At 40.3% G+C, this 12,158-nt stretch carries 8 protein-coding genes; 4 read left to right on the top strand and 4 right to left on the bottom strand.

Annotated elements, in window-relative coordinates:
- Nucleotides 1-16: 16 nt before the first annotated feature.
- The 3 genes from QL989_RS09560 to QL989_RS09550 all read right to left on the bottom strand — a co-directional run bounded on the left by QL989_RS09560 (nt 17) and on the right by QL989_RS09550 (nt 7,630).
- On the bottom strand, nt 17-1,621 hold the full coding sequence (locus QL989_RS09560) for a lytic polysaccharide monooxygenase (RefSeq protein ID WP_198522795.1): 1,605 nt from the start codon (nt 1,619-1,621) through the stop codon (nt 17-19).
- Between the two features lie 66 nt (nt 1,622-1,687).
- A complete protein-coding gene (locus tag QL989_RS09555; RefSeq protein WP_290170051.1) occupies nt 1,688-4,861 on the bottom strand; it encodes a glycosyl hydrolase family 18 protein in 3,174 nt (1,057 codons plus the stop codon).
- A 264-nt stretch (nt 4,862-5,125) separates the two neighbouring features.
- A complete protein-coding gene (locus QL989_RS09550) occupies nt 5,126-7,630 on the bottom strand; it encodes a S8 family serine peptidase (RefSeq protein WP_290170049.1) in 2,505 nt (834 codons plus the stop codon).
- A gap of 569 nt (nt 7,631-8,199) precedes the next feature.
- On the opposite strand from QL989_RS09550, the gene QL989_RS09545 reads away from it, so the two are divergent.
- Genes QL989_RS09545 through QL989_RS09530 form a run of 4 tightly spaced genes read left to right on the top strand, consistent with a single transcriptional unit; the run spans nt 8,200 to nt 11,330 of the window.
- On the top strand, nt 8,200-9,708 hold the full coding sequence (locus tag QL989_RS09545) for a curlin (protein ID WP_290170047.1): 1,509 nt from the start codon (nt 8,200-8,202) through the stop codon (nt 9,706-9,708).
- 40 nt (nt 9,709-9,748) lie between these two features.
- Nucleotides 9,749-10,141, top strand: a complete 393-nt coding sequence (locus tag QL989_RS09540) for a curli production assembly/transport protein CsgE (RefSeq protein WP_178956929.1) — start codon at nt 9,749-9,751, stop codon at nt 10,139-10,141.
- On the top strand, nt 10,135-10,557 hold the full coding sequence (locus tag QL989_RS09535) for a curli assembly protein CsgF (protein WP_290170044.1): 423 nt from the start codon (nt 10,135-10,137) through the stop codon (nt 10,555-10,557). The genes QL989_RS09540 and QL989_RS09535 overlap by 7 nt, the downstream gene beginning before the upstream one ends.
- Nucleotides 10,557-11,330, top strand: a complete 774-nt coding sequence (locus tag QL989_RS09530; protein WP_138764900.1) for a CsgG/HfaB family protein — start codon at nt 10,557-10,559, stop codon at nt 11,328-11,330. The genes QL989_RS09535 and QL989_RS09530 overlap by 1 nt, the downstream gene beginning before the upstream one ends.
- 32 nt (nt 11,331-11,362) lie before the next feature.
- Here the strand turns inward: QL989_RS09530 and QL989_RS09525 are convergent, their stop codons facing one another.
- Nucleotides 11,363-12,052, bottom strand: a complete 690-nt coding sequence (locus tag QL989_RS09525; RefSeq protein ID WP_138764901.1) for a LuxR C-terminal-related transcriptional regulator — start codon at nt 12,050-12,052, stop codon at nt 11,363-11,365.
- Nucleotides 12,053-12,158 lie beyond the last annotated feature (106 nt).

The following is a 12,158-nucleotide window of genomic DNA, read 5'->3' as shown; positions in this document are numbered from 1 at the left end:
CAAAACTTAGGCTTTATTAAAGTTTGGTCCATACATTGGCTTGCCCTGGCGTATCGCCCTGAGTCCACCATTTAGCGCGATAGCGCTGTCCTTGATACGTTACTTCTGCGCCGGCTTGGTAGGCTTTGCTAGTATTCCAAGTGGCTGCTGTGTCAGCTTTCGAGGCTGATTCCCATGCCGCTGAGGTATCTGGTTGTTGGCCTTTGTTCCACCATTTAGCGGTGTAAATAACGTTAGCAAAACGGGCTTTATCGCTGGCTTGATAGGTCTGAGTGCTTTCCCATTCAGGTACTGTTGGGTCAACCGGATCGACCACAGGTACATCGTTAACCGTGACACTAAAACTGGTTTGGGTACTTAATTGACCATCCGATACAGATACTGCAATGGTGTAATCGGTGTTTGCTGATACCTCTGCAGTGGTTAAGTTGATGTTGGCACCAGAGCCTGTAAAGCTTAGCGGTGTAGGTACTGTCCAGCTGTAAGTTAGCTCACTTTGCTCATCATCAAAGGCATGCAGATGAATTGCTGTTGTGGTGTTTTCATCAACTACTAGGTTATCTGGGGTGTGTACAATGGGTGCGGTGTTTGTTGGCGCACCTTGCACACTCAAGGCATAGGTATAATTTGCATCGCTGCTATACACTTGATTTATGAGTACGTCGGTTGCATCAAACGTAATGTCGCCCGCTTGGTTTTGCACACCAATTTGCACTAAATGCGCGTAATCGAGGTTAAGCTGCTCAGCCAATGCTTGTTGCCAATTTGCTTGATTGTCGGCATTGATTTTAAGCTGTTGGTTGATCACCTCTTGGCCTGTTTCGTCAAATAATCGCGCCCATACGATGTCGCCTGCAATAGCATTTTGCCCTTGGCGAACAAAGTAACCGACGCTAGTCAACGAATTTGGATCAGTTGGGCCTGCGTCATTTACTATGTTGATGTCGCTACAGTTATAAAAGCCTTCACCAACCACATCATTACGTTGCCAACGGCTATATAAAATGGCCTCGCCGCTGCGGTCTTGCGGAATTGCAACATTCATTTCGTAGTAGCGTTTACCATCAGGGTCTTTAACGACCTCAATGTTGTCGTGCTCTTGCACTAGCTGTAAGTCTTGCCAAGTTAGTACGTCAGTTGCGCTATTGAAGCTTGGCTTGGTAATGTAAAACTGCCAAAAGCTTGGGTTGTGCGGGGTTGATGCAAGATAACGTATTTGAATATCACCATTGGCATTGGGTACTACATCACTGCGCTGCCAATGTGGTGATGGTAAATCCATACCCCGTTTGGCTGTATCGCCACCAGCACATAAAGTGCCGTTTGGTACACTGGCCTCAACTGCGGTTTGATTTAAATAGTCAGGAGTATTAACCGAAAATTCAATCGCTTGTACAAACTGCACCGTGCCCGATTCTAAATATGCGGCTCGACACGCAAGGTTAGGAATATTTGTGCCGTCTTCAGGCCACCAGTATCCGCCATCAACTTGACAAATTGCTTGGCGCGCTTTAGGGCTATCCATATAACCATGTGCTTGCACTTGCGGTGCTAGTGTACTGAGTAGTAAACCACTAGTAATTGCAGATAGCGTAATCGTGTTAAATTTAATTGATGCCATTATTTTATCCTTTATTAGACTCAATACATGGGGCAAGCTCAGGCCTACCCCTCATTGTTTTGTAAATTACAGGCTACAACTTAAGGTCCAATCTGCTGTTGCACCCGGCTCAGAGGTTGTCCACCACTTGGCTTTATAAACTGCGTTGTTATGCACCATTAGATCGCCGCCAGCAGCATGACTTGGGTTGCCCGCCCAGTCTGTTTGAGGGAAGTTTGGATAAACAGGAATCGTGGCTATATCAACTCCTTCACACGTACCTACAGGGTCACCGCCACCGTTATCTGGATTGCCCGTGCCATCACCCGGTGTTGCATCTGGTAGCATTGGGTATTCAGCTTTGAATGCATAAGTTTTTCCATCTTTTTCAATGGTAAAGTTGCTAGGCCCAGTGATTGGCATGTAGTACATCACTTGTGCATTCACAGTTGCACCAGCGCTAAAGTCTTTTGGTTGACCGCCCCATTCATTGTTCAGTGTGATTGAGAAACGGTGGAACTCGTTCTCAAAACCGCCAATATTATTACTCGCTGCGTTCGAGCCATTTACTTCTACAGCCATGCCCAGTTTTTCTTGTGCATTCCAGTTAGATTTAAAAATAGCGGAAGTTGATACCGGCACATCAAATGAGATTTTTGCACCACTTAAATCAAGACTTGAGTTATTAGTAAATGCAAACGTTGGGCTGATTGGGTAATTATCATCACCAATTGGGAAGTCTTTTGCTGTAAATGTGATATCTACGGCTTCAGCAGGCACTGTGAAGTTTGGATTTCCGCCATGTACGTCGTAGGCAACACCGCTTTGATTAAACTTATCGTATGCAAGTGAAGTAAGCGTTGATCCCATGAAGTACTCGCCTTTGGCTGAGTCATAGTCAAAGTCACCTGCCAGCTCCCAGAACATGATACCGCCAAGGCCATTATTGATAACGTAGTCAACCTTTGTTGCCATCGACTCTTCATCTTCTATCGAGAGGAATACTTTTTTATCTGCGTTCCATAACCAAGGTGCTACAGCAACGCTGTCGTAGTGACGGGTATAAGTACCTGTTAAGCGGTCATCGGCATCTGTATCAGGTGTTAAGCCATACACGCCTAAATACGAACCAACAATACCGTTTTCAAGGTTTTTAACATGCCATAAAGGGTTTGAACCTGCTGGCATTTCTTGGCCTGCATCGTTCTTATCATGCCAAAGGTTATCAATGCCTAACGCACCATTACCGCATTTGTTTTTCTCGCCTACACCGGTACCTTTAGCACAATCAGCTTGGTTTGGTAGTGCCGCTTGGCCCCATAAACCGTTTGTTCCGCCTGATACATCCTTAAAACCACGGGTGTAATAAGGTAAACCAATATTGATTCGACCTGCTGACATCGCACCACGGAAGTAACGCACTGCCCAATCAGTATTTAAATAGCCAATACCTTCAAACTCTTTGGTACCATATACATTCCATTGTGTAAGCTCTGAGTCAAGACCGGTATCGAACAATGCAGCGTTGTGACCTACGTGCGAGTTCCATGCGCCATGTAAGTCATAAGACATGATATTTACATAATCGAGGTATTGAACCGCTTGGAAGGTTTCCATTCCGCGTAGTAAATAACCCGACGAAGGCGATGCAATTGTAAGTAAATAATGCTTACCCGCCGCTTCACCTGCACGGTCTAACGCCTCACGTACTTTTTTCATTAGCACTTGGTATGAGGCATTTAAACCACCACGTCGTGCGTTTGAAATTGGGAAATCATCAGGGTGACCTGAATCGTTCATTGATGATGGATATTCGTAATCAATATCAACACCATCAAAACCATATTTTTCAATAAACTCAACTGCACTTTGTGCGAATGCATTAATACCTGCATGGTTGATTGAACCATCAGCATTGGTGGTCATGGTGTAAAAACCACCGCTTTCAACACGGCCCGTCTCATCAAAATAACCGCCGGTTTCAGCCCAACCGCCTACTGATATTAATGTTTTTACATCTGGATGTTGTTTTTTGTATTTGTTTAACAGATTAAAATGGCCTTTGTAGTTAAACTCTGGGTCCATTTCAGCGCCAACTACGCCCGGCCATTCCATATTAGTAGCAGGATTATTTACTGAAGCAGGATCGCCAATAGATACTTTATTGTTGGCATCAACATGGGCAAAGGCATAGTTGATATGGGTAATTTTATCCCATGGAATATCATTAACTAAATAGCTAGGCTGGCCATTTGCACCGTTCCGCCAGCTTGTAAAGTATCCAATTACACGGCGTGGATGATCTGGGCCCATGATCTCACGACCATCAGCGTCATAAATCGTACAGTAAGGCGTGTTTACACCGGGAGTTTGATATAAACCTTGGGGACGACAGTCAGTGCCCGTAACTGGGCCTGTATTTTCATCAACAACCGTTAATACTTTTGTTACTTGCGCTGTTGCACCGTCGTTATCGGTCACCGTTAGGGTGAAAGTTGCCTGACCAAGTGCCGTTGCTTGCCATGTATAGCTGCTTGTATTTGAGTCAGCTTGATGAATCTCAACACCGCTTTCTGCAAGGCTTAAGACTGTTACTTGACCATCACTGTCAGTACCTGAAAGTGTAAACTCCACTTGTGACCCAACATTAAGTTGCTCAGGTAGTGTGCTTAATGAAATAGATGCCACAGGTGCTTGGTTTACAGGATCAACAATCACTGAATCACTTACACTTATCGTATTAACAACTTCAGCAGACATCGCTCCTTTATCGTCTGTTGCTACCGCGCTAATTTGATGTTCGCCGGCAATAGCTTGCCAGTTAACACTAAACGGCGCAGTGTTATCAACCGCTATGGAAATGCCGTCGACAAAAAACTCTACACCTGCAACCGAGCCATCTGAATCAGTTGCTTGCGCCAAAATGACAACGTTGTCTTTATCGTTAAATAAAGAACCATTCCCAGGTGTGATCTCAGTAATTATAGGCGACTGATTATCATTGACAGCGCTGTCACACGCACCCAAAAGTAACCATTCTTGATATTGACCGGTATTCTCCAAAGGGTTTGCTTGTGTCCACCACTTGGCTTCATACGCATTATTTTGTGCCTTTACTTGGCTTCCTGCTGTATGAGTTTGCCCTAACTCCCATGTCGTCAATGTACTGCAGTCTATTGATGCATATACATTTAAACTAAATGCACTTAGTGATAAGACACTTAATTTAAGGGCATTATTTATTATTTTCCGTGAGCTCATTAGCTCCTCCGCTTAGTGTGTTAAGAAATGCTATTGTCAGTTTCCATTTATGAAACTAGCATGAACAAAGTAAATATCAAGTAAATAAAGTGTAATTAATAAACAAAATAGATATAAATTGATTAATTAATAATATGAGGCTAGTGATTTATAACTACTATAAAAACTATTAAAATACCAAGTTCAATTAATAACATTTATTAATTGGGCATTAAAAAGCCCAGTGAAACTGGGCTTGGTTTACATTAGGAATGTATATTTTGCTTAATTAAATGAAACCGTAACAATATTCGAACATACGTTCTCAGAAACACATAACTTATAGTTATACGTTGATAATCTTGCGTTACGAACGTAGTCACGGTAACGGCCATTATCTGATACGGTATCTACTAGTTCGCCATTTCGGTATAAGCTAAGTGACTCAGCACCCACTTCTTCCCAGTTTAGCTCTACACGCATAGTATCAAGACGTGACTTATTAGCGCGTTTTAGAGTCAACTCAATTTCAACATCACTTACAACAACTGTTTGTGTGAATGTATCTGAGTTGTTTTCACTATCTGTTACAGTTAGTTCAACTTCATAACTACCTGATTCAGCGTAGGCATGAACAGGGTTTGCATCAGTTGAAGTTGCACCGTCACCAAAGTTCCAGCTCCACTGTGAAATGTCATCATTAACATCACGGCTTGTATCTGTAAATGTAGCAGTTAAACCTTGTGCTGAAACATTAAAGCCGGCTTCTGGTGGTTGTGGACTTACTTCACCAATAGCACTAAATGTAAGTGACCAACCATTGATATTACCCGTATCTGCGCCTGCTGTATCTTCAACATTAAGTGTCCAATCTCCAGTCGCTACCTCAGAATTAAATACCGTTGATGTAAATGACTTCACAATGTCGTCGTCACTGCCACCTTCATTGCTTTGTAAAGTAACCTCTGTACCTTGTGCTGAAATAAGTGTAAGCACTAAGTCACCAGACCAAGTATGCGTAATGTCTACATCAGCCGTGGTACCAAAGATAGTTAAATCATCGGCCACAGTAATAACAGAGCTTGCACCTTCAGGTGAGTTATCCGGAATCTCAACGCGTTCATTACTACTGTAAGTAAAGTCGTTCAAACCAGCAGGTTGCAGCATTAAGCTTACTGTTTGATCTTTAACTTGCTCGTCTGTTGAAGCAGTTACAGTAAAGTCATAATTACCCCACTGAGTATCGCTATTAGTTGCTACCGTTAATACAACCTCATCACCTGGACGAGCTGTAGTTGCGCTTAGCGATGCGTCAGTAAGATCAGCAGCCAAAGCAAGTGAAACGTCACCATCCCATTGTGCAACTGAACCAATTGTAAAGGTATAGGTAACCGTATCACCAACTGTTGCTTGTTGAGAAACAGGTGATACTGATAATTTAAACCCAGGAGTTGGATCAGCATCAATGACTGCTTGGTTAACATTTAGACGTGTACCTGCAACCGTTTTACCATTTAATGCCGCATTAGCATCACCACTAGACATAAGTAACTCTTTAAGCTCTAGTGATGTTAGATCTGGATTTACTGACAATACAAGTGCAGCAGCACCAGCTACATGTGGTGTTGCCATTGATGTGCCAGAATAGCTTGCATAACCGCCACCTGGAATGGTTGATAAAATAGCACTACCTGGCGCGCCCATATCAACACTGGTTAAACCCCATTGTGAAAAGCCAGACATATTGTCGCGACTATCAGTACTTGCAATAGATAATACATTGTCATTTTCATAATTAGATGGGTAATGAGGATTTACATCGTTGTCTACCGCATCATTACCAGCAGCAGCTACAAATAAAATATCAGCTTGTTCACTGGCAGTAATCGCATCAGCAAGTGCTTGGCTATAACCACCACCGCCCCAGCTATTGTTTAATACACGAAGGTTAACACCTGAGTTTTTAAGGCCTACCATGTAGTCAATACATTTAATAGCGCCAGATGTAGAACCTGTACCATCTGCAGCTAAAAACTTACAACCTGCAATAGATACATCATGGTTTACACCAACAATACCAACACCATTGTTACCACTGGCACCAATTGTACCTGATACATGTGTACCGTGGCCTTCGTCATCCATTGGGTCGCCAGCATCGGTAATCGCGTTAATACCGTGTACGTCATCAATATAACCGTTGCCGTCATTATCGATACCATCTCCAGCAATCTCACCGCTATTTACCCACGCATTCGCAGCTAAATCAGGATGGCTATAATCTACACCAGTATCAATAACACCTACAACAATATCACGGCTACCAGTTGAAATTGACCAAGCCTCAGGTGCATCAATATCTGCATCAACCGTACCACCAGTTTGGCCTTCGTTATTTAAGCCCCATAAATCTTCAAAGCGAGGATCGTTTGGTATGCTTGCAATACTCACACGATAATCAGGCTCAACATACTCAATGGCTTGATGAGATTTTAAGCGCTCAATGGCTTCTTTAGCACTCATTCCTGATACTTTGAATTTAGCAAGGCGACCAGAAAACAACGAAGTAAAATTATCATCAATTTCATCGTTATTAGAATCTGAGATTTTTGCTTTAACTAACGAACGGGCTTGCTTACGCATTTCCGGCGAAGCATTCTTTTTATATTTAACAATAATTGAGTCACTACTCGCAGTAACTTTTTGAGTCGTACTGTTTACATCAGCCAATTTCGCCGCAGCTAAACAAGGTAAAAGTGCAAGTGTAATAATAGATAATTTTGTTTTCATCGTTTTATCCGTAATTAAGTTAACTTAGCTGTACTAAGTGGAAAATTTACGTATAAGAATTTAAGCAATCACGTGGCAAGTGCTAAGAAAACGGTTAAACAGCGACTAACTCAAGTAAAAAAACAAAATAAGGTACAAAATCATTACTTTTAACTAGAAATACAGTGATAAAAACATAAAAAACATCCATTTTAATGAGCTAAACTCATTAATTTTAACATACCATTAACTCATTATTTTTTATTGGATTTTAGTGAGAAATAAATATAAATTCAAAATTTAATTTCAAGCCATTGAAACTAAACAGCTTTAAATACCATTAAAAAAGATGATTCAAAATTGGTTCATTGAAGAATACAGTGACTGAGCAGTTATGAAGTAGATAACAGTAAACATACTGTTCAAGCACTGAAAGCTAGATTCTACATTCATGATTAAAACCGCACCTTACGTTTAAGAATAAAAGTTAATCACACATTTAACAGCACGGCATGCTGTAACGACAAACACCTTATTAAAACTTAATAAACAACCAAGGTGTTTAATTTTGCATTTCAAGGAGAATAATAATGAAATTGAATAAATCACTTTTAAGCTGTGCTATTGCAATTGCAATGGGCGCAAGCTTTACAGCAAACGCAACTACAGAATCAAAAGCGGGTTCAACTTCTGAGCTTGCATCTAAAGTATCTGTAAGTAGCATTGAAAATGCCGTAACAGTTAAACAATCATTTTCTGATAATACAGCATTAGTATCTCAAGATGGGGATGGCAATACTGCACTAGCTACTGAAGTCGGTAACAATAACGATGTTAAAATAGCTCAATTACAAAATGGTAATTACGCCGAAGTTGAAACAACGGGTGATAACAACCAACAGACTTATGCGCAAGATGGTATCGCTAATGGTTTTATTACTCGTATTACGGGTGATCATAACGGCGTTTATGTTTCTCAATTCGGCCAAGGATTATTCCAGAATAATGAAGCAATCAATATTATCACCGGTAGCGACAATAATATTGACGTAGAACAAGGTAATGGCGGCCATTGGTTTTACAACATGGACATGAGAGGTAACGGCAACGAAATTATTTCATCTCAGTCAGGTATGTGGCAAGAGTTTGAAATACTTAGCTTATCAGGTGATGAAAACATAATTGAAATTGAACAAACAGACACGTGGAATGAATTTAAAATAGAGTCATTACGTGGCAACGAAAATGAAATTGATGTTAGCCAAGATGGCTCACGCAACATTGTTACATTCACTGATATAGCTGGTGATGCAAACGAAATAGCTATTGAACAAAGCAGCGGTGATAACAATACGATTACTTTTGCAGCCGTTACTGGCAATGATAATGAAATAAAACTAGACCAAGAAGGTTCAGACAATGCTATTGAGTCTGGTCTTTTTGACGGTTCATTCAACGAAGTAACAGTTAATCAAGTTGGTGATGAGAACCTTGCAACAACTGAGCTAATGGGCGATAACAATGAGCTTACAGCAATGCAAGTTGGTAACACTAATGAAGTATACATGGGTGTAATTGGATCAAATAATGAATTTACAGTAACTCAAGTTAGTAATTCCAGCTCGGTTCATTTAGCTAATTTTAATGGTAATGGCAATGATGTTGACCTTAGCCAATCAGGTGGTGATGAAAACGCAATTTTAGTGCAGTCTTCATACCCTGATGTCTCACTTACATCAAACGATAACGATATTGATGTTAATCAGGTCGGTAACCAAAACGAAGCCATTGTTACACTAGCGGGTGTTCTTGATAGTAATGCAAACCAAATTGATATCGCTCAAAATGGTGATATCAACGTTATTGACTTAATGGTAGAGGGCAGTAATCACTCTATTGATATTGCACAACAAGGTGAGGGAAACTGGGTAGGTGGAACGGGAGATTCAGCGCTTTTACTAGGTGGTGAAAACGTTTCATTCTCTGTTACTCAAACAGGTAATTACAATACTGTTGAAGGTAACGTAATTGGCTTTAACAGTACATTCTCTGTCACGCAAATCGGTGATGGTAACACTGCAACAATTACACAAATGTAATTGATGAGAAAGGGAGAGTAACCCTCTCCCTTATTTAACTATGAAAAATAATAAATATAACTATTTTTTTATACTTTTAACTCTTTTTATTCCTTGTAGTAATGCCAGTGATGATTTAGAAATCGATGGATTACTTCTAAACAAAAGTATTAGCCGCTTTGGGTATCAATTTTATAGTGAATTTTCAAACTATTGGCGCGAATTCCCCTCAACAGCAGGCTTCAATGTAGAAATAAAAGAAACGGTTATACCCCGTGCTGGCACCAAATTAGTATTAATAATGAATAATAAGATAATTTATGCAACCCACTTGGGACGAAAGCTAGAGCCTTTGGACGAGCGGGTAGAGCAAGCAGTACATTCTGTAATGGACGCAATGGCGCGATCGAATATGCAAACAGCGAGTCCTGACATGGCATTGAACGGATGGTAACAATGAAAAAAATAGTATTAACAATAATAACGATTTTAAGCTTTTCAGTCTCCGCAACTGAAATTATTTACACCCCTATTAACCCGAGCTTTGGCGGCAACCCTCTCAATGCCAATATGCTGCTTAGTAAGGCACAAGCACAAAATAAGCATAAAGCGCCTGTGATCGAAAAAGGGTATGCAGAGCAATTTCAGGATTCATTAGAGCGAACATACTTAAATAGGATGGTGAGAGAAATCACCGACATGGCTTTTGGCGAAAATATTGAAGACAGTGTTTTTAACCAAGATTCAATATTTATGAGTGGTGATTATCAAATAGAAGTAATCACCAGTACAACCGACACTATCACGGTTAGAATAACAAATATAATTGATGACTCGGTTGTGGTTATCGAAGTACCGAGGTTTGGATAATGTATAAAGTAATTATAATAACAATCGCTCTTTCTCTTAGTGGTTGCTCTACTATGGGTAATTTAATTCCCCCATCAAAACAAAGTGCGGTAACGTTAGAGCCAACAGATGTTTTTTCTGACTTAAAAAGCTTACCTAAACCTGCAGGTAGCATTCCAGTTTCGGTTTATTCATTTCGCGATCAAACCGGTCAATATAAACCACAAACTAATGTTAGCTCGTTTTCAACGGCCGTCACTCAAGGTGCAAACTCTATTTTAGTGCAAGCATTACATGAGTCTGACTGGTTTACGCCGGTTGAACGTGAGGGTTTACAAAACATTTTGACTGAGCGAAAAATTATTAGAGCGGCACAAGCGACTAACCCTAATCAGAGCGAGCTTCCGCCATTAACCACCGCAAAAATTATTTTAGAAGGTGGCATAATTAGCTACGATACCAATGTAAAAACTGGCGGATTAGGAATGGAATACTTTGGGATTGGTGCCTCAGAGCTATATCGTGAAGATGCAATTTCAATTTATTTGCGTGCAGTCGATGTAAGAACTGGCCAAGTACTATTATCAGTAGCCACCAGCAAAAAAGTATTGAGCCAAGAAATGCGAGCAGGCTTCTTTAGATATGTTAGTTACAAACGTTTAGCCGAAGCCGAAGCTGGATTTAGTGATAACGAACCTATGAGTATTTGTGTGACACAAGCCATAGAAAAAGCGCTTACTGATTTAATTACTAAAGGCATAGATCGAGGACTTTGGGCTAAAAAACAAGCTTAAAAAATAAAAGGCTATGCAAATAGCCTTTTTATTTAATTATCTAATGGAAGTAATACCGAAATGTAGCGCTGTGCCCAATTTGCAAGCTCTATACGATTACGCGATTGAGTCTTTTTAAACGCACTATAAAGATGAGTTTTCACTGTGTGATCACTAATATTGAGTTTGTTCGCTATTTTATCGTTACTCGCACCCTGCGCTATTAATTGAATCACCGATTTTTCACGTTTGGTTAAGTTTTCGTAATCCGATTTACTAAGCACTATGTCGTCATGCAGTAAATTGTTAGATGAAGCGGCATTCAATATATCTTTGAATGCATCAGAAATCACTTTACGAGTAAACCATAGCTCACCGTCGGTTATTCTTACAAGCGCCTTAAAAATATCCTCTGCAGCATCTGAACTATAAAAAACACCATTGAAGTGATTTAATAATAAGTTTTTCTCACACACAGCATTTGGATCAACGTTAAATAAAATCACCTTATTTTGCTTAGCTAAACAGATTAGTTCGGCAGGGATTAATGAGTGCCAATCCTTATCCGCACCATCAACGAGATAAAGTTCAAAGGTTTGACGTAACTCGACTTTAGGGAGTGAGTCATCCATTTTTATTTCATTAAAAAGCGCTTTTAAAGTGCTTATAATCGTTGTATAGCAAAATGAGTGAGAAGAAGATTTAGGTGTTGTTTTAATAAAGGCAAATTTTTTACTTAACATAATTACCATCCCTGAAACAATTTCATTACATTACCTAAATCAACTACAAAACACAATGCTCTTTTGGTATACCTTCGTAGTGGAGTACTCTGTAAAGCAATTAAGT

Origin of the sequence: Pseudoalteromonas sp. APC 3224, from assembly GCF_030407535.1 — a bacterium.
Lineage (GTDB): Bacteria > Pseudomonadota > Gammaproteobacteria > Enterobacterales > Alteromonadaceae > Pseudoalteromonas.
Note: the sequence above shows the minus strand (reverse complement) of the source record. Positions and strands in the feature narration are given on the sequence as shown.